The sequence below is a fragment of the Bartonella sp. HY038 genome, assembly GCF_014117425.1.
Taxonomy (GTDB): Bacteria; Pseudomonadota; Alphaproteobacteria; order Rhizobiales; family Rhizobiaceae; genus HY038.
Genome location: NZ_CP059725.1, coordinates 2028381 through 2053092 on the forward strand (window position 1 = coordinate 2028381; position 24712 = coordinate 2053092).

Consider the following 24712-nt stretch of genomic DNA (forward strand, 5'->3'; position numbering starts at 1 on the left):
AACTTGTGCCATAATCTTCTTGAATTTGTATTTTCATTTAAGGAGAAAGGACCATGCGAACACTGATTGTGTTGCTAACACTAATTTTCAGTGCGTTCCAGGTTATGGCACAAGATATGTCAAATGGCGCAAATAATTTTTATAAAAGCAATGAAGTCACACTTCAAAAAGTCCATTTTAAAAATTTATATAATATGGATGTGGTTGGTAATCTCTTTATCCCTAACAATCTTGATCGCAACAAAAAGAATGCAGCGATTATTGTTGGTCACCCAATGGGTGCAGTTAAAGAGCAAGCATCCAATCTTTATGCACAAAAACTTGCTGAGCAAGGCTTTGTAACCCTCGCAATTGATCTTTCTTACTGGGGAGAAAGTGCAGGTGAGCCACGTAATCTTGTTTCCCCCGAAATTTATGCCGATGATTTTAGTGCAGCAGTCGATTATCTTAGCACACAAGATTTTGTCGACAAAAACCGAATTGGCGTTCTAGGAATTTGCGGCAGTGGTAGCTTTGCAATTAGCGCGGCAAAAATTGATCCAAGATTGCGGGCGGTTGCAACGGTTAGCATGTATGATATGGGCGCAGCCAACCGTAACGGCATCAATCATGGTGTAACGCTTGATCAGCGTAAAGCAAACATTCAAGCAGCCATCGAACAACGCCAAAAAGAGTTTGAAGGCGCAAAAACCGAATATACCAGTGGCACGGTTGATGCTTTAACCGAAAATTCTAATCCAATTGAACGCGAATTTTACGATTTTTATCGCACGCCACGCGGTGAGTTTACCCCACAAGGCCAATCGCCTAAACTTACCACCCATCCAACATTAACTAGCAATGTCAAATTCATGAATTTTTATCCCTTTAATGACATTGAAACCATTTCACCACGACCAATGCTGTTTATCACCGGCGATCAAGCTCATTCTAAAGAATTTAGCGAAGATGCCTATCAACGTGCTGGTGAACCTAAAGAACTATTTTATGTAAAAAATGCCGGCCATGTCGATCTTTATGACCGCGTTGATCTCATTCCTTTTGGCAAATTAACCAGCTTTTTTGAAAGCAATTTGAAGTAAATAGCCACGTTTTTTAGCAAAAGACTATTAAAAGAAAGTCAGATTGCCAAGGTAAATGCCTTGGCAATCGTCACATTAAATCAATGACATATTTTACCTATTTTGAAATTTATAAAGAGATGTAATCCACCATGGCACTCAACCAAAATGAAACAGCAATTATAGCCCCGCAATGGTCAGCAGTTTTTTCGCTTTTCCTTGGCGTTACCGGTCTTATCACTGGTGAATTTTTATCAATTAGTTTGTTAACACCTATTGCCCATGACTTATCGATCAGCGAAGGTTTAGCTGGACAAGCTGTAACTGTTGTAGGGCTTTTTGCCGTGACCACGAGCATTCTGCTTAGTCCGCTGACCAAAACTATCGATAGACGGCTCGTTTTACTTTGCCTATCGGCCTTGTTGATTGTTTCCAATGCGCTAGTTGCCATTGCCCCCAATTACATTGTCTTACTTGTTGCCCGTGCTTTACTTGGCATTTGTGTTGGCGGCTTCTGGTCTATGTCATCGGCGGTTGCCTTGCGGCTTGTGCCTGCAAAAAATGTATCACGCGCATTAAGTATTATTTATGCAGGTGTTGCTGTTGCTACAATTATTTCTATTCCGGTAGCAAGTTATATTGGACAATTTATCGGTTGGCGCAATGTGTTTTGGGTAGCAGCACTGCTTGGCACAATTGGCTTTATCTGGCAATTTTTATCTTTGCCATCCATGCCAGTTAAAACTGTAAGTCGCTTTCGCGATATGGGGCAACTTTTAAAAACCACTTGGGTGATTGCTGGCCTTGGCGGTATGATTTTCAGCTATGGCGGTTACCATGTGTTTTTTACTTATTTGCGCCCTTATATTGAACAATATCTGTTTTTGAATAGTGCTAAGCTATCGCTAATCTTGCTTGGCTTTGGCATTGCTAATTGTTTGGGCACATTTTTTGCCGGAAAATTATTAGGTCAAGGTTTCCGCATTACCATCATTGCTATCCATGCCATATTAGCATTTATCGCCATTAGTTTCTATTTTAGCAATGGAAATCTTATTGAAAATATAGTGTTGATTATGATGTGGGGCTTCATGTTCGGCATTATTCCAGTTGCTTGGTCAACATGGATTGTTCACACCCTTGCCGATCGCGCTGAAATTGCTGGTGGACTTATGGTTGCAGCCATCCAGCTTTCCATATCAATTGGCGCGGCAACTGGCGGCGCTGTTTTTGATGGTGGTGGCGCTAAGAGCATATTTGCCATTGCAACGCTCTTTCTTGGCTGTGCCATCACTCTAATTTTAATCAGCTTCCAACTATTTTATAAAAGGACAGGCAAGCATGCTTAAACTCTTTAGAACAGTGCTAATCCTTGTCCTTGGTTCAATTTTTTATCTCAATATTGCGCATGCTAACCAGAAAGGAAATATTATGGCCATTACCTTAACCATTGATGGTGAAATTTTAACTGCTGAAATTGAAGATAGTCCAATTGGTCATGATTTTTTATCGCTATTACCGATTACTTTGACACTTAATGATTACGCATCAACCGAAAAAGTAGCCAATTTACCTAAGCGGTTAAACCTAGAACAAGCACCTGACGGTTTTACCCCCATTATTGGTGATATTGCTTATTATGCGCCTTGGGGCAATCTTGCAATTTTTTATCAAGACTTTTCCTATTCTAAAGGTCTTGTCAAAATTGGCACAGTTCGCGGTTCTATTGATAAATTGCTAAAAGATGGCCCCTTTGAAGTGCGAATAGACAAAACACCGTCGTGATTTTATATCAAGAATTCTTAAAACAACCAAACCATGCCGTATTTTGGTCATGCAATGCTTGCAATGTGTTTATACCTATTGTTATCTATTTGCCGCTATATAATATTATCAAGTGCCCGATAGGGGTGATGATAGTTGAATTATAAGACATTTTAAGGAATCGGTATGACCAGACTGCGCCGCCTTTTACCTCTTGCTGTAGCTTGTACCCTGCCGCTTTCTAGCGGTGCTTTTCAAACAGCTGCATGGGCACAAAATGCATCAGCAACTGCGCCGCGCGATATGACGAGTGCCCCACAATCGGTGTCAAATCTTGCTTCTGGTCTGCTTGATGCGGTGGTTAATATCGCCACCTCACAAAATGTCAAAGGAACTGAAAGCGGTGATAACCCACCTGTTGTCGACATTCCAAAAGGCTCGCCTTTTGAAGATTATTTTCAAGATTTCTTCACTGATAAAGACGGCAAGGCTCCCCAACAATCACGCAAGGTTGAGTCGCTTGGTTCAGGATTTGTTATTGATGCGAAAGAAGGGCTGATCGTGACTAATAATCACGTCATTGCCGATGCTGATGATATTGAAGTTAATTTTACCGATGGTTCAAAGCTAAAAGCTGAATTGCTTGGAACAGACCCAAAAACTGACATCGCTTTGCTGAAAGTTAATCCAAACAAAAAAAAGCTCACTGCGGTTAGTTTTGGTGATTCCGAAAATGCCCGTATTGGTGATTGGGTAATGGCGATTGGTAATCCATTTGGTCTTGGAGGGACGGTAACCCTTGGTATTATATCAGCGCGCAACCGCGATATTAGCGCTGGCCCCTATGATGATTTCATTCAAACCGATGCCGCAATTAATCGTGGTAATTCTGGTGGACCACTTTTTGATATGAATGGCAAAGTGATTGGCATTAACACAGCAATCATTTCGCCAACGGGGGGTTCTATCGGCATTGGTTTTGCTATTCCTGCCGACATGGCAACTGGCGTTATTGCGCAATTAAAAGAATTTGGTGAAATTCATCGTGGTTGGCTTGCCATTCGTATCCAACCGATCAATGAACAAATTGCTGAAACTCTTGAGCTGCCAAATACCGATGGCGCAATGGTTGCCAGTAAAATGGAAGCTGAAGATGTGGATAATAAAGCGCTTAAAGAGGGCGATGTTATTTTAAAATTTGGCGATAAGCCGATTAAAAATGCCAAGGATTTACCGCGTATTGTTGCTGAAAGTCCAGTTGGTCGCGATGTAAAAGTAACTATTTTACGTGATGGTAAGCAACAGGTGGTTAACGTTAAGCTTGGGCAGCTAAAAGAAGAAGAAAATGAGCCTGCAATTGATGATACCAGTGATGGGACTGAAGATACGACAAGTGCTGATAATGCACCAAAGCCGCTTCTTGGTATGCAAATTACAGCACTTGACGAAAATTTACGCAAGAAATTTGGCATTGTAGAAAGTGTTAAAGGCGTAATCATTACCGATATTGAAACCAACTCGATCGCCTCTGATAAGCGGATCCTTATTGGCGAAGTGATTATCAGCATCAATCAAGAAGTTGTCTCCAACCGCGAAGATGTGGTTAAGCGTATAAAAACCTTGCGTGATACGGGCCGCCAAAACGCCCTCATCATGGTTGCAAAGCCCAATGGGGATTTACGTATGGTAACACTGCCATTAAATTAGGTCAAAAATAAAGGGAGAGCAGATTTTAAACCGCTCCCCTTTTTAAAAATAATGTGTTTTAAGCTTATTTATTTTCCTGTTGGCCAAAGAGGATTTTTTGCGCTTCCTGATCATGAGATAAATCATTTTTCATTTCACGACCAAGTTCAAGTCCGCGCTGTACAGCAGGACGCTCGCGCATGGTGCGCAACCAACGTTTTAAGTTTGGATATTCTAGCAAATCAATTCCGTAGGCATCATATTTTGATACCCAACCAATTGATGCAATATCAGCGATAGAATAATTATCGGCCAAATATTCCTGCCCTTCAAGGCGTTTATTCATCACACCATATAAGCGGCGCACTTCCTTGGTATAACGCTCAATAGCGTAAGGGATTTTTTCATTGGCATAAACAGCAAAATAACCAGCTTGCCCTGACATTGGCCCAAGGCCAGATATTTGCCACATCAACCACTCGTCAACCGCAACCCGCTTTCTTTCATCAGTTGGATAAAAACGCTGAAATTTACGGCCAAGATACATTAAAATTGCGCCTGATTCAAAAACCGAGATTGGTTCGCCATCTGGTCCTTCTGGATCAATAATTGCCGGCATGCGGTTATTAGGTGAGATCGCTAAAAAATCTGGCTCAAACTGTTCGCCTTTGCCAATATTTAAATAGTTAACATTATAAGGCACACCGAGCTCTTCAAGCATGATGCTAATTTTCCACCCATTTGGGGTTGGCCAGTAAAAAAACTGTATTGGTTTATTCTGGCTAGGCATCGTCGATAACTCCGTAAAATAGGTTGCTAATTGGGCTTTTTGATCTATCCCAATTTGTTTACACATAATCGCTGACAAAGGCTTCATGAACTTAGAAACCATTATTGCGAAATTTTAAAGCTGCTTTTTAATACCACACTTTATAAACAAATGTAAATTATCGTGTTTCATGGTTAAATTATAGCCCAAATTTTAGTCTGAATTAACCATTTTTTTTAATAATTCCTTAAGATCAATAAATAAACTATGAATGGCTCGCTCAGCCTTCATTCAATGAACACCAGTTAGATTATAGTTATTAATCTCATATGGAATATTACAATGAATGACAGTTACGCAAAACGCATGTCGATCTTAAGTCTTAGCATTTTTGCAACGGCGCTTACTTTGGGCTTTGCCATTTATTATGCTAAAATGCCGGCCTATGCAGCACCGCTTTATCAAAACAGTCAAAATATGAATGGTAATAATAGTTAAACTTTATTGTTAGCATTTAAATTATACTGGAAATTTTGCCGTATTTACTCGCTCTAAATGTATTGTGATAAAACATTTGGAGACAATATGCGCAAAAATACCCAATCTAGCCTTTTTAGCCTTATCTGGATGCTCTTACTAATTGCAGCGACAGTACCATTATTAATCAGCTATTTCGGCGCATTGCATCCAATGCTGGATTCCGTTGCTCATTTTAGACGCCATATGGCATTTGTGCTTATTATAGCAACTATTCCAATTTTTTTCACAAGCTTTAAACGTTTTCGATTAGCAATTATTACATTTAGCTTATTTTGTGTTTTATCCACCTATCAAACACAAGGTTTGAAACCAACAAACATCAGCAGCACACGGCACTTTAAACTCATACAGACAAATTTGCGTTATGATAATCCCAACACCCAAAAACTGATTGATTTGTTGAATTCAGAAAAGCCTGACTTTATTACCTATCAAGAAGCATCAAGCCACTGGCAAAAAGCCTTAAGCGAATTTGCACGAACCAACAACTATTATACTTATAAATGTGAACGCGCCCAAATATCAATGATTGGTGCAACCGGATTTTTATCACGCTATCCTTTCATTAGCACCATGCCAGAAGAAGCATGCCCGCATGATGCAGGCATAGCTACTGCGATGGTTGATATTAATGCAAAAACGCCGCTAAAACTATCATCTCTGCATTTATTTTGGCCTTGGCCTTATCGTCAAAAAAGCCAAATAATTGCACTCCCCCTAACAAAAGAACCGTTACAACTTATTGGTGGCGATTTTAATGCAACCAGTTGGAGCTACGCAGTGAAATTTGTTGAAGACAAAACTGCAACGCGCCATGTCAATGGCATTGCTTCAAGCTGGCTAAGTTACAGTTTCCCTGATAGCATAAGACCAATTTTAGGACTGCCAATCGACCAAATATTGCTCAGCGATGAATTTAAACTCAACAAGGTCGAACAACTTCCTTCAATTGGCTCAGACCATCTGCCCATGAAAGTAGAATTTTCACTATAGGCAGCATCACTGTTATAATCTGCAACAATGAAATTTCATACAGCCCTAACCCCGATTACAGATTTTAATAAATCGTTGGGTTGCTATATCAAAATGGCGATACAAGTTAAGATCATTACTCAGCAATGATCTTAACGCGGTCACCAGCAGATACCACCGATGTTGGTGACAATGCATTTAATATGCGAAACAATGCAACCTTTTTATCGGTTCCTTGCATTTGATTAGCAAGCGATGCAACAGTGTCTCCCGGTTTTACCGTTACAACATGAACGCGAAGCGGTTTTAATGCAGCAATTTGTTGACGGCTTAATATTTTAAACGAGTTTATTGTCGTGCTCGTAATGCTTGGCAGCGAATTGTTATTTTTAGGTGCTGCAATTAAAAAACGGAAGATCTTATTTTTAACAAGAATGACAATAACATCAAATTGCCATTTAGGGCTTTGTGCGCTAGCGGTTGCTGCTGGATATCCGACAATATCAACCGAGCGCACACTATCTACATCAAGACCTGATACCCAGCCACTTTGAATGTAATTCTTAGCACTGCTAATATCGTCTGGTTTATTAATAGCATCAAAGCGAATAGCGGTATCATCAGCGCCGCTAGCAACCACTGCAGCACTAGAATTATCAATTGTAAAGCCATTAGGTACGGTAAAAGCAACCCCAAGTTCAGGATGAATAAAGTTTTGACCTCTAATATAACCTTCTTTGGCGGTATCACCAAATACCATATCATCGATACCTTTTAAAAATGAATCGCGATCTGTTGAGCCAACGCCTGGTGCACTTACCAAGCGTGCCTGCCCAAGAGCTAATTGGACACGTTGCGGTGTTGCTGGGTGGGTGGCCAAAAAGTCAAGCTTGGCATCAGTTGCACCTGATACGCTTCTAAACTGGGAATAGCCTTCCATGGTCTGTAAAAACCTTGCTGATGCAAAAGGATCATAGCCTGCCTCGGCAACGGTTTTAATGCCAATCTTATCAGCCTCCAATTCCTGATTGCGCGAAAACTGCGCCAAAGACATTTTACCGCGCAGCTGCGTCTGGCGCTCACGATTTCTATCCGATAAAACTTCAGAGACGACCTGATTGCTTAATTCAACTTCAGCCTCTTTACGCAAACGTTGTACACCGTGATTAGCGGTCACATGCGCCATTTCATGCGCAATTACTGCAGCAACTTCAGATGAGTCATTGGCAAGAGCCAACAGACCACGCGTTACGTAAACATAACCACCTGGCAAGGCAAATGCATTAATATTGGGGGAATTCAAAATAGTAATGCGATAAGTTTGGTCAGAACTGCCAGCAGCAACAGTTAGTTTACCAACAATTTTGGCAACCATACGTTCCAATTGCGGATTATTATATTCGCCACCATATGTAGCAAGAATGCGCGGATGTTGGGCGGCACCAAGCTGCGACATTTGATTATTTTTATCGACAGTATCAACAATATAGGGATTAATAGATGGCTTTAACCCACCATCAGGTTTACTATAATCTATCAATGTGCAACTACTTAACAGTGGCAACATCAATAGAGCAAATTGAACGGAAAAACGCTTTAAAGAACGTTGTTTGCCTTTTGTTGATATAGTTTGACTAAAAGCCATTGCCATTATTTTTCTCACTGCACATATTTAATATAATATATTCTAATTAAAATATATTTTTATATTTTTGCTTAAATTTCAATAGACATGTATCAATTGAAAACCACACTTTAATAAGCCAAGCCATTAGACTTCTGTAGCTATAAATCACAATTTTCAATCTTTAAAGCCAATTTCCATAAGGCTATATTATTAACAACAACTATTTGCTAAATACTTACCTTTTTGTTGCGATAAATTACTGAATAATATACGCAATATTATATCTGCGATAAACCTGTTTTTTTTAACTTAAAGCATTTACAACTCGTTTTTTTATGTCTGTGACACAAGAGGCACGGTTTTCATCTTCATTTCAAACCAGAAAACTAAGTAAACAACGACATCAGCCGGCAAAACCACCACTATCAAGAAATTTTTGTTCCTCGGTGGTCGTCTTCCGATGCAATACCCCATTGCGGTGAGGGAAACGTCCAAAACGTTTAATAATATCTTGATGGATAAGGGCATATTGATAAAAGCTATCATCACCCAACTTTTTAAATAATTTAATACTTTCCTCTTGATCGTCAATATCTTCAGAATGCTCATACGGCAAATAAAAAAACGCCCGCAAAGCTTTTTCTATTTTTTGATCAAAGCCTAATTTTACAGCATTTTTGGCAATTTTTAAGGCCTTGGAATCACAAGAAAAAGCCTTTGCATCATTGCGAAACATATTGCGTGAGAACTGGTCAAGCAGCAGCAATAAGGCAAGTGAACCTTCTGCCGTTTTTTGCCAATCATCTAACTCACCATTGGCTGCCTTTTGCCAAAGATCATAAAATTTTTGGCGGATTTCCTCATCAAAGGCATCACTCTTCTTAAACCACTTTTCATGGCCAGCATTTTTCCAAAATTCGATCACTGCATGCTCATTATCAATCATAGCAATCCTCCCTATTGGCCGCCACGAACATTTAACCAAAGTGTCAACTAATCCAATCTTACGACTTTTATAATATGTAAGCAATCTTTACCAAATCAACAAGCTGCACAAATTTTTAATTTAGCATAATTGCTGCTTTTGAAAATGAACGGGACCAAGTACAACCACAACAAGGCCATTTTTACGAGCACATAAAATCTTCTATTGATTTACCAAAGATTCCACTTGCTAAAGCTAAAATTATTGTGCATGGTACCGAACGGTACGGTACATTGACACTTATCGAATAAAGCAAATTTAGTATTTTATATTTATTGAGTAAGGCATTCATGCAAACGGTAGAAGCAACAGTTGAAGCGCTGACGGAACGTCAAAAAGACGTGCTTGATGCGGCTTTGCATTTACTGGTTACCGGTGACAAAGCCCTTACCATGGGGCGGATCGCTCAAGAAGCAAGTTGCTCTAAAGAAACACTTTATAAATGGTTTGGTGACCGCGATCATTTTCTTGAAGCCATGGTGCAATGGCAAGCAGCCAAAGTGCGGATTATGCCAATAAAGAAAGAAGCGCTTGATTTAGGGTCGCTTTTTTCTAGCCTTGAGCATTTTGCACGTGACTGGCTGATGGTTTTATCATCACCAACATCCATTGCTTTAAATCGCTTAGCGGTAGGCTCAGCGTCACCTGACAATGCTCGACTTGGTCAAATTGTGCTTTCTAATGGACCTTTTGCAATGGCAAAGCGAGTTAAGCCCCTTTTAGAGCTTGGTCGTGACGCTGGCTTACTAGATATTGAAACCATTGACCAAGCCTTTAGAACGTTTTTTGGTCTTGTTGTGCGGGATATGCAGATAAGGCTATTATTGGGCGATGAGATTGAAATGAATGATGACATCATCATTAAGGAGGCGCGCAATGCGACCCGTCATTTCTTCCATCTATATGTAGCTGAGGAGTTTAAAACTCTTTTGTAATAAGTTTCACAATTATTCGCTAAATTCCTGATATTTGGCGAATGGTTGAAATAAATTTGAATGGGTGAAGTATTGCCTAATCAAAACTAGTCAAAACCAAAACAAGCATTTTGTTTAAATGCTTGCAATAAACACCAAACAGACCGCAAGAGGAGAGTTCCATGCGCGTATATTATGATCGTGATGCAGACGTTAATTTAATTAAGTCAAAAAAAGTTGCTATGGTTGGTTATGGTAGCCAAGGCCGTGCCCATGCCCTTAATCTTAAGGATTCAGGCGCTAGCGAAATTCGCGTGGCTCTTCGTGAAGGTTCACCAACAGCTAAAAAAGCTGAAGCAGATGGCTTCCAGGTGATGAGCGTTGCCGATGCTGCAAAATGGGCTGACCTTATGATGATGGCAACCCCTGATGAATTGCAGGCTGAAATCTATAAAGACCATATCCATGACAATTTACGCGATGGCGCAGCAATTGCTTTTGCTCATGGTCTTAACGTCCATTTTGGCCTTATTGAAGCCAAGAAAACCGTTGATGTTGTGATGATCGCCCCTAAGGGTCCTGGCCATACAGTGCGCGGCGAATATCAAAAAGGCGGCGGTGTTCCTTGCCTCATCGCAGTACATCAAGATGCATCTGGCAATGCCCATGACCTAGCCCTTTCTTATGCTTGTGGCGTTGGCGGCGGCCGTTCAGGCGTTATTGAAACCACATTCCGCGAAGAATGTGAAACTGATTTGTTTGGTGAACAAGCCGTTCTTTGTGGTGGTTTGGTTGAACTTATCCGCGCTGGTTTTGAAACCTTGACTGAAGCCGGCTATGCACCTGAAATGGCTTATTTTGAGTGCTTGCATGAAGTAAAGCTCATTGTTGACCTTATCTATGAAGGCGGCATTGCCAATATGAACTACTCCATCTCGAATACTGCCGAATGGGGTGAATATATGTCAGGTCCACGCGTTATCACTGCCGAAAGCAAAAAGGCAATGAAAGACATTTTGACCGAAATCCAGAACGGTAAATTCACCTCTGATTGGATGCAAGAATATAAGGCCGGCGCTGCACGCTTTAAAGCAACACGTCGTCTTAATGACGAGCACCCAATTGAGCAAGTTGGTGAAAAGCTTCGTAATATGATGCCTTGGATTAAATCAAACGCATTGGTTGACAAAGACCGTAACTAATTTGCGTTTATAGCACAAAAGAAAAGGCTGCCTTAGCAATAAGGCAGCCTTTTTTTGTACACCGAAATTCTAAGACGTGCCGTTGGTCCTCGCTCCTCTAAGCAAAGCAGCTTACTCGAAAGTTACATAGCGATCTTTCGATAAAAACTCTTTTTTTATATCTTCAATGATCAAATCACGATCTTCAGCGGTTATTTCTTGGTTAGCGTGCGGTGGTTGCCATTTTATTATTGAAGATAAATGAACAGCAAAGGCAATTTTTGTTTCTTCTGGAAAATATAGTTCGCCAGCGATTTTCGCAGTTTTATTGCCAATTTTCACCCAAAGATAGCCGGTATTAAATTTTATAATCATCCCCTACCCTTTTAAAATATCAATAAGTAATCTATTGCTTTACAAAACAAGCTGAGATATTAAAAAAAGAATAAAACATATAAAATACAACAACTTGCAAACCTTCAAACCATAACTATATCAATCAATGTTTTCTTTTGATAAAAGTTTTTTCGGCGGCTAAGCCTCATCCTTATCAACTAATTTCTCGTTAGCAACATTATAAAGATGTTGGTTAATGTATTTTTTAAACAAAGCATGCGTACAACATAATTTCTTTATAAGATAAATATCAGAGTTATTATCTTTAATGATGTTATCTATCACATAATCCTCATATGGCTCCTCATGAGGATAATCGATTAAAAAGCTCATAATATCAATGCATAAACCTGGTTCAATGGATTTACCATCAAACAAAGGGCATGGGCGATTGTCGTATAAAGCCCGCATCTTACTTTTATATTTACTGTGATTTTGATGTTTATTTTTCATGAATAGCATTAAGGCTGATAAAAAGGAGACGAGCATGAACGCCTTTGACCGCCGCCTAAGGGTAAATAAGTATTATCGGTGCGTTTATAACTTTGATACTGATTATTGCACCATTCAATATGCTTTATATCTAGCTGCCCATTTGACCTTTGTTGGCGTGAGGGTACTTCAATCGGGCTTGGATTATAAGGTTGACGCGATTGCCCTGCCCGATATTGCGGACTTGGTACCACCATACGTGGCGGTAGCGGTTTTACATAAGGATTATTAATATCAACCGCCCAACTATTGCCGGTGCTGCTCGCCAATATCATTGCAAGAGAAGATAATAAAAAACAAAGCTTGGTCATTATGGCCTCCTCTTTTCAATATAGTGTTGTTTAGCAAGCAATACGAGAATTTTAAAGAAAATATCAATAATTCAAAATTTCTTTTTACATAGCCATTGTCAATAACGTATTTCTTTTATATCAACAGTTTGTAAATATTGTGCAAAATTAAGTGGTGTAATCAAAATGCATTAAGGTTAAAAGATCCTATGCAGGAAAACGATTACACAGATTATATAAAAATGTTATTTGATAAAAGTTCATTTTATTTGGGTTTGACTAAAAAATGTAGTGGGGTAAAAATATGAAAAACACGCATCGTTATGAAATATTTGATGTTTTTACTAATGCCGCTTTTACCGGAAACCCTTTAGCTATTGTTTATGATGCACAAGACTTAAATGACGAGCAAATGCTCAAAATTACTCAAGAATTTAATCTTGCTGAAACAGTTTTTGTACTACCTGCAGAAAACCCTATTCACCGAGCAAAGATTCGAATTTTTAAACCAAGCGGGGAGATGCCCTTTGCAGGTCACCCCACCATTGGAGCTGCAAGCGCATTAGCCAATCTATCAACATCACAACAAACTGAAACCCTGATGATATTGGAAGAAAAAATTGGTATTGTGCGTTGCGCTGTAAAACTTTGCGGTGATACATCGTTTGTTGAGTTTGACCTACCCAAATTGCCACAGTCACTCCCCCTAACCTTAAAAAGTGAAGTTTTTGCCGTAGCCTTTGGCGTAGAAAATCGCGAAATTGGCTTTGAAAATCATCGCCCAAGCCTCTGGTCTGCCGGTGTGCCATTTTATTTTGTACCAATTGATCATTTATCAACAATTGCTGGGATTTCTGCGGACCCTTTGTTTATTGCACAAAATTTTGCTGATGAAGAAGGCAACATACCGTCATTTTACCTTTATTGCCGCGAAACGCAGCGCATCGATACAGCTTTTCATGCGCGCATGTTGCGTGCTGATGGCTCAGAAGATTCAGCAACCGGCTCGGCAGCATCAGCCTTTATTGGGCTTGCCCATCATTTTGACCAATATCAAAATGGTGACCATGAATTATGGCTAGAGCAAGGGCTTGAAATGGGGCGGCCATCACGTATCAAACTTGGCTTCCACATCCATGATGATAAAATTGCCAATGCCCGTATTGGCGGAAAATCAGTAAAAATTGCACAAGGCGAAATCTTTTTCTAAGCGCTTTGATCACATATAGCCTAAATTGCCCCATTGATATTAGTGCATAATGTGAGTGCGCAAATTCTACCATTAAGCGTTAAATCGTTGCATTGTTGAAATAGCAACCGCTTAGCTATTCTGTTTGACGAATTTTCCCATTTTCAATATTTAATTTCCGTTCAAAATAAAATTTATAAATTAAAACAGCTACTTCCAAGTTATTTACTTCTTCACCCCAATTTAGACCGTAACAGAATTTTCTTATTTTTTTAAAAATTAAGCCCAATTTTACTCTCGCTTTGTTTCTTTGCGCCTTGTTGAAACTTCGTAAATATAGTATAGGGGGGTATATTATTTTACTGAAAGAGCTATTATGGCCCATACTATCAAGCAAAAAGACCGACTCATTGCTCGCATTCGGCGGATAAAGGGTCAATTAGAAGCAATAGAGCGAGCTTTGGAAAATGAAGCACCTTGCGCTGATATTTTGCGACAAACAGCATCGGTACGCGGTGCCGTTGGTGGATTAACCGCACAATTATTAGAAGAGCATCTTATTGCCCATGTGCTTGAAGCCGACAATGAACAAGAGCGCAAACAAGGCGGCGATGAAATGATAGAAGTTATACGCACCTATATGAAATAGTAATATTTTTAATGTGTTAGATAAATAAATCACATTAAAACATTGAGATAAAGCTGCCCCCCACAAATTGTTGATTATCATCTATTGGAGCTTAAGATGACTATACAACCAATTACTGCCAATCATGACCATATTTTTTTAGGACGTGATCATAATCGCAACGAAACCAAAGTATGGCTGGTGATTGCGCTTACCGCTTCGATGATGGTTGTTGAAATCATCGCTGGCACGATATTTGGCTCAATGGCGCTTGTTGCCGACGGTTGGCATATGTCCACCCATGCTGGCGCCATGTTGGTTACCGCTCTTTCCTATTATTATGCACGCCGTTTTGTAAAAGATCGCCGTTTTACTTTTGGCACTGGAAAATTTGGCGATTTAGCTGGTTTTGCGAGCGCGATTATTCTAGCACTCGTTGCGGTGATCATTTGCTTTGAAAGCCTTTTGCGCCTATTTAATCCAATAGAGATTAGTTTTGGCCAAGCGATTTTAGTAGCAGTTGTAGGATTAATTGTTAATCTCGTTTCTGCCTATTTATTAAAAGATGATCACCATCATCACCTTGGACATAGCCATCAACACAGCCATGCTCATGAACATGATCACGGGCATAGCCACGATCATGTTCATAATGATGATTATCATCAAAGCAAAAATGCAAAGGATAATAATTTACGCGCTGCCTATTTACATGTTTTGGCCGATGCCTTGACTTCAGTCCTTGCAATTATTGCTCTTATTTTTGGTTGGATTTATGGTTGGTTATGGGCGGATCCCTTAATGGGCGTTGTCGGCGCGATTGTGATTGGCCGGTGGTCTTGGGGGCTTATACGTGATACTGGCGGCGTGCTTGTTGATGCAGATCCAGAAAATAGCCAACTAACAACAGAAATAACCACTGCATTAAAAGATGAAAATGCAACAATCACCGATTTGCATATTTGGCAGTTAGGACCCGGTCACCATGGAGCGATTATCGCTTTAAATAGTGAAGTGCCGCAAACGCCCGATTATTATAAAGGGCGACTACATGGAATTCATGAATTATCGCATATTACCATTGAAGTGAACAACCATAGTGAAAACTTACTATTGGCAAAATATGTAACAAAAACGCAATAAAATAGTCACGCGGATGAAACCTCAGCTTTTTAAAGAATGCACATTCAAAATGTGCATTCGAGAGGGAAGATAAGATGATTAATCGGCGTAATCTTTTACAAACTATTTCAGCAGCGGCGGTTCTCGCCCCTTTTACCAGTATCAAGCCAGTAATTGCGGCAAACAAACAAGGGTCATTTTCTTTTGGCGTATTAACCGATCCACAATATGCGGCAATCGCCTCCAACGGCCAAACACGTTTTTATGCCAATAGCCTTTGGAAATTGGAAGAATGTATCAATCATTACAATAAGGAAGAGTTGAAATTTGTTATCACCCTTGGTGATATTATTGACCGCCATTATACTAGTTTTAATGATATTTTGCCAATTTATGACCGGTTAAAACATCCAAACTTCTTTGTCTTAGGCAATCATGATTATGATGTGGCAGGCGATTATATCAGGTCTATCTCCCGCACCCTTGGACTTACCAAAAACTATTATGATTTTAGCGGTGGTGGCTACCGTTTTATCGTCATTGATGGCAATGAAATTAGCCTATTTGCTCCACCTAAAGGTAATAAATACCTCAATATTCCTGATGACCCACGGTTGGAAATTGCTCAAAAACGTTTAGACGCATTAAAAGCCAAAGGCGCTGATAATGCACAGATTTGGAATGGCTCTTTGTCTGATGAGCAGTTTCAATGGTTGGAAAATACCATACAAGCTGCGGAAAAAGCCAATGAACGCGTTGTCGTCTTTGGACATTACCCAATTTTTCCAGCCAATATGCATAATATGTGGGATAGCGAACGGTTGCTTGATCTTTTGACAGCCCATAAAAATGTTATCGGCTATTTTTGTGGCCATAATCATCAAGGCAATTATGGCAAAAAAGGCGGCAAATATTTTGTTAATCTAAAAGGCATGGTGGAAACACCTGATACGACTGCTTATTCGATTTTTACCGTTCATGATGACCGCTTGGAAATTAAAGGTTTTGGCCGCGAAGAAAGCCGCACTTTAAAATATTAATGATAACTGCCAAGCGCATTGGCCAAGTCGCCAATTTGGAAAAGTCATCAATGCGCTTGGCTTTCAGGCCTATTAATAAATTACAGTAAACTATCCGATGGCAAACCATCATCGGGCGGTTTATTATGCTTTATTTCACCCAGTTCCAAAGCCTCAATGCGGCTACCGCGCCGCAATAGTTTTGATGAAGAAATAAGAATATCATCAACATCTTTTTCGGCCATTTGAAAATGACTTTGCAATTTGCGCACCCGTTCATCAAGGCGGTTAAGATCTTGCATCAATGCCCAAACCTCTGCCTGTATTAAATGAGCCTGCTCACGCATGCGCGCATCTTTTAAGACTTGCTGCACCACATCAATGGCAAGCAATAATAATGACGGCGACACAATAATAACGCGAGCACGATTGGCTTTTTCAACAATGCTTTCAAAATTTTCATGAATGGTTGCGAAGATTGATTCTGATGGCACAAACATAAAGGCTGTGTCTTGGGTTTCGCCACTAATGAGATATTTTTGCGAAATATCACGTATATGGACATCCATATCAGTGCGAAAACGTTGCTCGGCTCTTTGGCGAAGCTCATCGGTTGTTGCTTCACGCATCGCATTCCAAGCTTCCAGCGGGAACTTTGCATCAATAACCAAATGAGGCGCAGCATTGGGCAAATAAATCACGCAATCAGGCCTTGTGCCATTAGATAAAGTTGCTTGAAATTTATAACTAGTTGGCGGTAATGCATCGGATATTATAGCTTCCATCCGCCCCTGACCAAAAACACCGCGTGTTTGTTTATTGGATAAAATTGACTGCAATTCTACAACCTGCCCCGCAAGGCTTTGAATATTGTTTTGTGCGCGATCAATAACCGCAAGCCGCTCTTGCAAACGCACCAGATTTTCATGGGTTGTGCGGGTTTGTTGACCAATAGACTGCCCTAAATGCTGACTTAAACCATCTAAACGCTCGCCAATTGCATGGTTAAGCTCGGCTTGGCGTGTTCCAAACAACTCCGCCATGGTTTGCATGCGCCCTTGCATTTCCGCTTGGGCTTGCAGCAATGCATTGATATGATAATCATTATGGCGCGCGCGCTCATCGGCCTCAATCTCAATACTTAATTTTTGTCGTAGATTAAGCCTAGAGACGATAATTGCGATAATGATGACACCAATAAGCACACTGCCAAGCCCAAACATCGCCAGTTCACTTGAGGAAAAATTGCTAATTGGCATGGAGTACCAGTCTTTCAAATTGTAAAATACGAATCAAATTGTGTAACAATATTAAATAAAACAGAAACAAAAATCGATCAAAACATGAACATAGTATTTTAATTATTGTTGACAGACTTGATAACAGCTAATATGTGCTCAAACTTTACACTTGCAACATGTTGGGGTAAATTCGCCAAACTTTATATTCTGTCCATTTTAAAATTTGAGTGGCAGACTATATGGATTGCACTTAAATATTCATCTTTTTCATTTGGTTTTACGCAAAATCAAATGCGCTCACTTTAAAACATATAAAATTGCTTATTTGCAGTTGGTTAGCTGAAGGCCATGTCTATAAAACCGATTATTATTTTGCCCGATCCAATTTTGCGGGAAATATCAAAACCAGTTGAAAACATTAATGACGCGTTACGCCAACTTGCTGATGATATGCTTGAAACCATGTATGCAGCGCCGGGCATTGGCCTTGCGGCTATACAAATTGCTGAGCCTATACGCCTTTTAGTCATGGATGTTGCTGATAAAGACCAGCCTAAAGCACCAATGGTGATGTTTAACCCTAAAGTCATTTGGTCGTCGGATGAGCGTAATACTTATGAAGAAGGTTGCCTTTCCATTCCTGATTATTATGCCGAAGTAGAACGCCCTAAAATGGTGCGCGTTACCTATATTGATCTTAATGGCAAGGCACAAGAAATTGCCGCTGATGACCTTTTAGCCACCTGTGTCCAACATGAAATAGACCATTTGGATGGTAAGCTTTTTATCGACCATTTATCACGTATCAAGCGCGAGATGGTGGTAAAGAAATTTAAAAAGCGGGCAAAAGAACAAGGCGAAAAGGTATTATAATGCGGCTATGTTTTATGGGCACACCCGATTTTTCGGTGACGATTCTTGATGCTTTGGTCAAAGCTGGTCATGAAATTGTTGCAGTTTATAGCCAACCGCCGCGCCCAGCCGGTCGCCGTGGGCTTGAATTTACGCCATCACCCGTACAAAATCGCGCGGAAATTTTAGGGCTTCCGGTCTTTACGCCAAAAAGCTTGAAATCTCAAGAAGAGCAACAAAAATTTGCGGCCTTAAACTTGGATGCCGCGATAGTGGTTGCCTATGGTCTATTATTACCCAAAGCTATTTTGGATGCGCCACGTCTTGGCTGCTATAATGGCCATGCGTCCCTTTTGCCGCGTTGGCGTGGTGCTGCCCCAATTCAACGTGCGATTATGGCTGGTGACAGCGAAACTGGCATGATGATTATGAAAATGGATGAGGGGTTGGATACTGGCCCTGTTGCCCTAACGCAATCGATTACCATTGGCGAGGAAATGACTGCAGGACAATTGCATGATGCATTATCGCAAATAGGTGCAGACTTAATGGTGAAAGCCATGGACTTGCTGGATAAAGGTGAACTTCCCCTCACCCAACAAAGCAATGAAGGCATCACTTACGCACAAAAAATTAGCAAGCAAGAAACCCGTATTGATTGGGCGCAGCCAGTACGCAGCGTACAAAAGCAAATTTGTGGCCTTGCGCCTTTTCCAGGTAGCTGGTGCGAAATGGATATTGGTGGCCGTGTTGAGCGCGTAAAAATTCTTGGTGCTAAACTTGGTGAAAAAGCGCTAGGTGAAATTGCAAGCTTTGATCGCCAAGACTGCTCGGTTCAATGCCAAGATGGCAAAGTTATTTTGACAAGATTGCAAAAAGCTGGTGGTAAACCATTAAATAGTGATGAGTTTTTGCGCGGCAATGTTGTAACAAGCATCATTTAACTAATAAAAATAGGATTGTGATTTGCCTCGCTATAAGCTTTTAATTGAATATGATGGCACGCCTTACGCTGGTTGGCAAAGGCAGGATAATCTTGCAAGTGTCCAAGGGGCAATTGAAAGCGCTATTTTTAAATTTACAGGCGAAAATCCAACCATTACGACAGCAGGACGTACCGATGCAGGAGTGCATGCTTTAGGACAAATTGCTCATGTTGATTTGACCAAGGAATGGCGCAGTGACACGGTGCGTGATGCTTGTAATGCCCATCTCATTCAAAATCGCGACACGGTATCAATCCTTGCTGTTGAGCTTGTTGATGAAGAGTTTAATGCACGGTTTTCAGCTTTAAAGCGCCATTATCATTATCGTATTTTAAATCGTCGCTCCCATACCTCTCTTGATGCCATGCGCGTTTGGTGGGTGCCAAAACCACTTGACAGCGATAAAATGCATGAGTCAGCGCAAAGGCTTTTAGGAAGGCATGATTTTACCACTTTTCGCTCGACCCAATGTCAAGCCAAAAGTCCTATTCGAACCCTTGATCGATTAGATGTAATTCGCAATGGCGACTATATTGATATTTATGCCAGTGCGCGTGCCTTTTTGCACAATCAGATAAGATCTTTTGCCGGCACGTTAATGGATGTTGGCACATTGCGGTTTACCGCTGATGATGTTGAGGCAGCATTACTTGCTAAGGACAGGCAACGCTGCGGTGTTGTTGCCCCACCCCATGGGCTTTATTTAACTGGTGTTGATTACTGATAATTTTTGTCACCGTTAAGCATAAAGATTAAATGCTTTTGAAAAGCCAATTGGATCAGACAAAAAATCATCAATCTTGTCATTGCTATAAAGTGAAATACTCAAAGCTAATGTTCGCGCCTGACAACTAAATGATTTTTTGGGATTAAATTCAATATCGCTAAATGCATCATAATTTTTATTAGCAAAATTGTCTTTTAGCGCAGCATTATTTTCTTCGGTAAAGAGTATTTTTGTGTAAAGCCAATCATAAAAAAGACTGGTTGGATTTAGGGGATAATCTTTACCATCATAGCTAAATTTTATCATTTTTCCTGATGTTTTTAGTCGCGGATCTTTTTTAGCCTCTCGCGGTGTTACACTCAGAAGGTCTTTAAACTGAATATCTCCTTCAAAGACTTTGCTGCTTTGAAAAAGATTTTCAACTGCAATCCCCTTATCATTGCGTAAGAAAAAAGCACTTAAATCCAATCCAATAGCTTCATCTGACTTGCTTGATGCTTCCAAAACAGACCTTATACCAGCCTGCCCTGCTTTTTCATGTAGGCTGGCAATAGAGCGCTTTCTAACCGCGCTACTCATACCCATATGCCAATCAAAAGTAATTTCCTTGGTTATAACCGCAGGACTATTTCTATTAGGAATAAAAATCGGCCGCTTTGCTGAACCAATATTTTTTTGCATGACAAATCCTACTATCAAATCTATTGGAAGTTTTAATTAATGAGAATAGTCCGTTTTTTTGCTTTAATGTAAATATTTTTGCAATGGAATGCATTTTATAGATACATGGCGTAAAGTCTATTCATTTGTAAGCAAAATACTTATTTCAATATTAACAATTTAAAAAATCAATACTCGACAACTACATGCAATATGCCTAAAAGATCATCATTATCAAATGAAAGGAACTGCCATGTACACGGTCGTGTCTGGTCAGACAAAAAAGCTGTCAGCTTATCTGACTTTTTCTAAAATCATCTCAATTCTATTTCTTCTTTTAAGTGCCGCTTTTATCGCTTTTACCTATGGTTGGCGACAAGGCCTATTATTATTGGTGGGCGGTGCACTTGGCATTACACTTTATCATGCAGCCTTTGGCTTTACCTCCGCATGGCGGGTTTTTATCCGCGATGGACGTGGGCGCGGGTTAAGAGTGCAAATGCTTATGCTTGCCATTGCTGTTTGCTTATTTTTTCCAACTCTTGCAGGTGGAAGCTTTTTTGGCATTCCCGTTGTTGGAATAAGCGCACCGTTAAGCCTTGCGGTTATTATCGGCGCATTTATGTTTGGCATCGGCATGCAGCTTGGCGGCGGCTGTGCCTCTGGCGTTCTCTTTACCGCAGGCGGCGGGAGCGCCCGCATGTTGGTTGTATTGTTTTTCTTTGTATTAGGGGCACTTATTTCCACTGCCCATGCGCCTTTTTGGAATGCGGTTCCTGCTCTTAAAGCCGTTTCGTTACTCACAAGCTTTGGCCTTTGGGCTGGCATGACAATTTCGCTTGCTTTGTTTGCTATAATATCGCTTTTGACCCTTTGGGTGGAAAAGCGTAAATATGGCATAGTTGAAACAGAAAAGCCTTCTAACAGCCACGGATTTTTACGATTTTTACGCGGTCCTTGGCCTCTTATATGGGGGGCAATTGCCCTTGCCTTACTCAATTATGTAACACTTATTGTTTCTGGCAGGCCATGGACGGTTGCTGGTGCTTTTCCTATATGGGGCGCAAAAATTGCTACTATGTTGGGTGTTGATGTTGGCTCATGGGCTTTTTGGCAAAATCCAAGCAATGCAAAAAAACTAACTTCAAGTATTTTTACCAATGTGCAAACCGTCATGGATTTTGGCATTATTGTTGGCGCAATGTTAGCTGCAACCCTTGCAGGGCGGTTTAAACCAACCCTAAAAATGTCTTTTGGATCTTTTTGTGCGGCTATCATTGGCGGTTTATTGCTGGGCTATGGCGCAAGAATTGCCTATGGTTGTAATATTGGCGCTTATTTTTCTGGCATTGCCTCGGGCAGCTTACATGGTTGGCTATGGCTTATTGCAGCCTTTTTTGGCAATATTGTTGGTGTCTATGCCCGCCCATTATTTGGACTTGAGGCTAAGGCTGTAGCGCAAAGCTGCTAATTTAGTTTCATCCGCAATGCAAAAAAACGAGTACTTTTCTTGATAGTTAAGTGCTCGTTTTAAAATTCATTAAATTACCGTTTTATATTAATAACGTCATTTGACCTTCTGGCAAATTAATCAGCTCGTTTGGCGTTTCAATGATACGGTCAATCATTGGACGAAAAAGATCGAGTGGTGATTTTGCATAAGGCGGATTGCCAGCAAGGTGGCGGTTATTGGTTGCGTCTTTCATAATGTCTTGATCTTGTGAAATGACTTTACGCATAATCGGTATGAGAAATAATCCTTTAACATAGCCAAGACCATGCTGCTTGGGACCACGAAAGACAGCAAAGCCCTTATATTGGTTATCAATTTCGCGGCTAAAATAAGCGGTTAAACACAAGCTTAAACCTTGCTTGCCATAATATTCAAGGCTTACTGTGCCGGGCAATTCAAAACGATTAATGGCATGGCTGCGTTGTGGTTCTAATAGACGGGACAAAAAGCCATTTTGCTTTTCTTCACCTTGATGGCGAATAATTAAAACACTGTTTTCAACGCTTGCGGTAAATGTCACCGAATTTTTGCTTGCATTGGATCCGCGCACGATACCCTTATGGACAAAAAGTGTATGGATGGGATCAAGGACATTTTCCACCACATCCGCTAAATTTGAAATGGCATCATTTTCCATAATATATTGGGCATAGGGTTGATCGTCCCAAATAATTTCTGGCAAATTACCGGCGCTTTCTTCATCTTGGGTAATGAAGATAAGCCCATTATGCTCTTTAGCGGTGAAATTGCGTAAAAAGCGGCGTGGCAATTCACCATCATAAAGCGGCACTTCTTTGCATGCACCTTTTTTATCAAAGCGCCAACCATGATAGGGGCATTCTACCGTGTTATCGACAACGCGCCCTTTTGATAGTGATGCACCGCGATGCGGACACATATCTTTTAAACAGCCAATACCTTCCTTGCTGCGAAACAGCACTAAAGCCTCGCCCTCAAACATAATACGGACGGGCTTTTTCTTTAACTTATCGGCTATATAAACGGCATGCCAAAAATGTTTTGTCATAATAGGCTCCCAATAGTTCCAACTCGGATATCATAAATAATGGCGCGATCTTGACGGGTAAGCTCGCATGATAATTCTTCATTTATGTGGATATTTTCAAAGGGTAGTGGCAATGGATTAAGCAAAATGCGCTCACAAAATATGGCATCTTTACTCGCGCTGCTAATTACACCTTGCCAGCAAGCCTTATAGGTTTCTAATGTGCAATAAGAGCCAAAATCAGAAATTGAAAAGCCATCGATTAACCCCAAATTCATTTCCGGTAATTGATGAAGTCCGCCATTTACAATTTTCATTTTTGGTAAATTATCGCGCAATGATTGATAGCGATCTTTCGCCATATGATAGGGTAAGCCTTGGCTAACATCATGATACCCACGCAACATTAACGAGGCAAAATCACTATCGCGAAAGAAAAATTCGCCTGCACTATTTTGAAACTTTTGTGCAAGTTGTTTTTCTACCTCTTCACGCGATGGAATAAATGCACCGCCCGGTTCACCAATAATATGGGTCCAGATGAAGCGATGGGACAAAAATTTAACACCGCTGCGCCAAATACCTTGGTTAAATTCGCGGTTCCATATTGCTTGTTGTTCTTCAAGTGTGGATGCGGCAAATAAAGCATTAACCGCCTTACCTTTCATGACGCGCAATGTTTTTGCGGTAAAATTCAAGACTTTTTCCCAGAGCCCACAATACCAAATACCATTTTTAATGAGTTTGGTATTTTTATCCCAATAGTCGCGTGCTTCAGCCGTTAATTCACCTCGCAATAAATGATAAGTATTAAGGCGGCCTTTAGCGGGTAAAAGCCCGACAAAGCTTAAATAATCATCATAGTCTAGGGTTTTAATTGCTAGCATCTTAAGCATAAGCATGGCATTTTGGGCAAAGCTTAAATCAAGAGCAATGACTTCTTGTGCATTGGTAAAAAGCATATCAAGCGGCCGTGTACCTGAACCGGTCAAGCATAAAAGACTTTGAGATACATCTTGCAGCGCTTGTAGCTCGCTTTTTCCATCCTCATTTGAGGAGGAAAAATTAAGGTTGTTAAAAAAGCTCATATCA

The 24712-nt window shown here is 40.4% G+C and carries 26 protein-coding genes; 16 read left to right on the forward strand and 10 right to left on the reverse strand.

Annotated elements, in window-relative coordinates:
- The first annotated feature begins 53 nt into the window (after window positions 1–53).
- From H3299_RS08745 to H3299_RS08760, 4 genes are all read left to right on the forward strand, one after another.
- The gene (locus H3299_RS08745) at window positions 54–1082 is read left to right on the forward strand and encodes an alpha/beta hydrolase (RefSeq protein ID WP_182417306.1); all 1029 of its coding nucleotides are present in this window, start codon (window positions 54–56) and stop codon (window positions 1080–1082) included.
- Between the two features lie 131 nt (window positions 1083–1213).
- Window positions 1214–2410, forward strand: coding sequence for an MFS transporter (locus H3299_RS08750; RefSeq protein ID WP_182417307.1), 1197 nt, complete (start codon window positions 1214–1216; stop codon window positions 2408–2410).
- Window positions 2411–2492: 82 nt separating this feature from the next.
- Window positions 2493–2846, forward strand: coding sequence for a cyclophilin-like fold protein (locus H3299_RS08755; protein WP_182417308.1), 354 nt, complete (start codon window positions 2493–2495; stop codon window positions 2844–2846).
- 282 nt (window positions 2847–3128) lie between these two features.
- Window positions 3129–4532 (forward strand): Do family serine endopeptidase, encoded by a 1404-nt coding sequence (locus H3299_RS08760; protein ID WP_182419714.1) that lies wholly within the window; start codon window positions 3129–3131, stop codon window positions 4530–4532.
- A gap of 64 nt (window positions 4533–4596) precedes the next feature.
- Here the strand turns inward: H3299_RS08760 and H3299_RS08765 are convergent, their stop codons facing one another.
- Window positions 4597–5301, reverse strand: coding sequence for a glutathione S-transferase family protein (locus tag H3299_RS08765; protein ID WP_182417309.1), 705 nt, complete (start codon window positions 5299–5301; stop codon window positions 4597–4599).
- 321 nt (window positions 5302–5622) lie between these two features.
- Here H3299_RS08765 and H3299_RS08770 point away from each other — a divergent pair, with 321 nt between their 5' ends.
- Complete coding sequence (locus tag H3299_RS08770) at window positions 5623–5778, forward strand: hypothetical protein (protein ID WP_182417310.1); 156 nt, start codon at window positions 5623–5625, stop codon at window positions 5776–5778.
- Between the two features lie 87 nt (window positions 5779–5865).
- A complete protein-coding gene (locus H3299_RS08775) occupies window positions 5866–6813 on the forward strand; it encodes an endonuclease/exonuclease/phosphatase family protein (RefSeq protein WP_182417311.1) in 948 nt (315 codons plus the stop codon).
- A gap of 115 nt (window positions 6814–6928) precedes the next feature.
- Here the strand turns inward: H3299_RS08775 and H3299_RS08780 are convergent, their stop codons facing one another.
- Together H3299_RS08780 and H3299_RS08785 are read right to left on the reverse strand one after the other, a co-directional pair.
- Window positions 6929–8359 carry a M48 family metalloprotease gene (locus tag H3299_RS08780; protein WP_246708221.1) on the reverse strand — a complete coding sequence of 477 codons (1431 nt, stop codon included), beginning with the start codon at window positions 8357–8359 and terminating at the stop codon, window positions 6929–6931.
- Between the two features lie 463 nt (window positions 8360–8822).
- Window positions 8823–9365: a DUF924 family protein gene (locus tag H3299_RS08785; protein WP_182417312.1), complete on the reverse strand. Its 543-nt coding sequence runs from the start codon at window positions 9363–9365 to the stop codon at window positions 8823–8825.
- 329 nt (window positions 9366–9694) lie between these two features.
- On the opposite strand from H3299_RS08785, the gene H3299_RS08790 reads away from it, so the two are divergent.
- Both H3299_RS08790 and ilvC read left to right on the forward strand, forming a co-directional pair.
- Entirely contained in the window at window positions 9695–10339 is a 645-nt protein-coding gene (locus H3299_RS08790) for a TetR/AcrR family transcriptional regulator (protein ID WP_182417313.1), read from the forward strand.
- 161 nt (window positions 10340–10500) lie between these two features.
- Window positions 10501–11520, forward strand: a complete 1020-nt coding sequence (gene ilvC / locus H3299_RS08795) for a ketol-acid reductoisomerase (RefSeq protein ID WP_182417314.1) — start codon at window positions 10501–10503, stop codon at window positions 11518–11520.
- A 111-nt stretch (window positions 11521–11631) separates the two neighbouring features.
- Here ilvC and H3299_RS08800 read toward each other — a convergent pair whose 3' ends face one another.
- The 3 genes from H3299_RS08800 to H3299_RS08810 form a co-directional block, all read right to left on the reverse strand.
- Window positions 11632–11874: an Imm74 family immunity protein gene (locus tag H3299_RS08800; RefSeq protein WP_182417315.1), complete on the reverse strand. Its 243-nt coding sequence runs from the start codon at window positions 11872–11874 to the stop codon at window positions 11632–11634.
- A 159-nt stretch (window positions 11875–12033) separates the two neighbouring features.
- Window positions 12034–12348: a hypothetical protein gene (locus H3299_RS08805; protein WP_182417316.1), complete on the reverse strand. Its 315-nt coding sequence runs from the start codon at window positions 12346–12348 to the stop codon at window positions 12034–12036.
- An 8-nt stretch (window positions 12349–12356) separates the two neighbouring features.
- Complete coding sequence (locus H3299_RS08810) at window positions 12357–12698, reverse strand: BA14K family protein (protein WP_182417317.1); 342 nt, start codon at window positions 12696–12698, stop codon at window positions 12357–12359.
- A 283-nt stretch (window positions 12699–12981) separates the two neighbouring features.
- Between H3299_RS08810 and H3299_RS08815 the strand changes: the two genes are divergently transcribed.
- From H3299_RS08815 to H3299_RS08830, 4 genes are all read left to right on the forward strand, one after another.
- Window positions 12982–13887 carry a PhzF family phenazine biosynthesis protein gene (locus H3299_RS08815; RefSeq protein ID WP_182417318.1) on the forward strand — a complete coding sequence of 302 codons (906 nt, stop codon included), beginning with the start codon at window positions 12982–12984 and terminating at the stop codon, window positions 13885–13887.
- Between the two features lie 355 nt (window positions 13888–14242).
- The gene (locus tag H3299_RS08820) at window positions 14243–14515 is read left to right on the forward strand and encodes a metal/formaldehyde-sensitive transcriptional repressor (RefSeq protein ID WP_182417319.1); all 273 of its coding nucleotides are present in this window, start codon (window positions 14243–14245) and stop codon (window positions 14513–14515) included.
- 96 nt (window positions 14516–14611) lie between these two features.
- The gene (dmeF, locus tag H3299_RS08825) at window positions 14612–15637 is read left to right on the forward strand and encodes a CDF family Co(II)/Ni(II) efflux transporter DmeF (protein WP_182417320.1); all 1026 of its coding nucleotides are present in this window, start codon (window positions 14612–14614) and stop codon (window positions 15635–15637) included.
- Between the two features lie 74 nt (window positions 15638–15711).
- Window positions 15712–16656: a metallophosphoesterase gene (locus H3299_RS08830; RefSeq protein WP_182417321.1), complete on the forward strand. Its 945-nt coding sequence runs from the start codon at window positions 15712–15714 to the stop codon at window positions 16654–16656.
- An 80-nt stretch (window positions 16657–16736) separates the two neighbouring features.
- On the opposite strand, the gene H3299_RS08835 is transcribed toward H3299_RS08830, so the two are convergent.
- Window positions 16737–17894 carry a DNA recombination protein RmuC gene (locus tag H3299_RS08835; RefSeq protein ID WP_182417322.1) on the reverse strand — a complete coding sequence of 386 codons (1158 nt, stop codon included), beginning with the start codon at window positions 17892–17894 and terminating at the stop codon, window positions 16737–16739.
- 330 nt (window positions 17895–18224) lie between these two features.
- Between H3299_RS08835 and def the strand changes: the two genes are divergently transcribed.
- From def to truA, 3 genes are read left to right on the forward strand one after another with little or no spacing between them, the layout of a single operon-like run.
- Window positions 18225–18749: a peptide deformylase gene (def, locus tag H3299_RS08840; RefSeq protein WP_182417323.1), complete on the forward strand. Its 525-nt coding sequence runs from the start codon at window positions 18225–18227 to the stop codon at window positions 18747–18749.
- Window positions 18749–19672 carry a methionyl-tRNA formyltransferase gene (gene fmt, locus H3299_RS08845; protein WP_182417324.1) on the forward strand — a complete coding sequence of 308 codons (924 nt, stop codon included), beginning with the start codon at window positions 18749–18751 and terminating at the stop codon, window positions 19670–19672. Before def ends, fmt begins: the two co-directional genes overlap by 1 nt.
- Window positions 19673–19694: 22 nt before the next feature.
- Window positions 19695–20438: a tRNA pseudouridine(38-40) synthase TruA gene (gene truA / locus H3299_RS08850; protein ID WP_182417325.1), complete on the forward strand. Its 744-nt coding sequence runs from the start codon at window positions 19695–19697 to the stop codon at window positions 20436–20438.
- Window positions 20439–20453: 15 nt separating this feature from the next.
- Here the strand turns inward: truA and H3299_RS08855 are convergent, their stop codons facing one another.
- The gene (locus H3299_RS08855) at window positions 20454–21122 is read right to left on the reverse strand and encodes a hypothetical protein (protein ID WP_182417326.1); all 669 of its coding nucleotides are present in this window, start codon (window positions 21120–21122) and stop codon (window positions 20454–20456) included.
- 232 nt (window positions 21123–21354) lie between these two features.
- On the opposite strand from H3299_RS08855, the gene H3299_RS08860 reads away from it, so the two are divergent.
- Entirely contained in the window at window positions 21355–22572 is a 1218-nt protein-coding gene (locus tag H3299_RS08860; protein ID WP_182417327.1) for a YeeE/YedE family protein, read from the forward strand.
- Window positions 22573–22654: 82 nt separating this feature from the next.
- Here H3299_RS08860 and H3299_RS08865 read toward each other — a convergent pair whose 3' ends face one another.
- Window positions 22655–23641, reverse strand: a complete 987-nt coding sequence (locus H3299_RS08865) for a Rieske 2Fe-2S domain-containing protein (RefSeq protein ID WP_182417328.1) — start codon at window positions 23639–23641, stop codon at window positions 22655–22657.
- Entirely contained in the window at window positions 23638–24708 is a 1071-nt protein-coding gene (locus H3299_RS08870; protein ID WP_182417329.1) for a DUF3419 family protein, read from the reverse strand. The genes H3299_RS08865 and H3299_RS08870 overlap by 4 nt, the downstream gene beginning before the upstream one ends.
- Window positions 24709–24712: the final 4 nt, after the last annotated feature.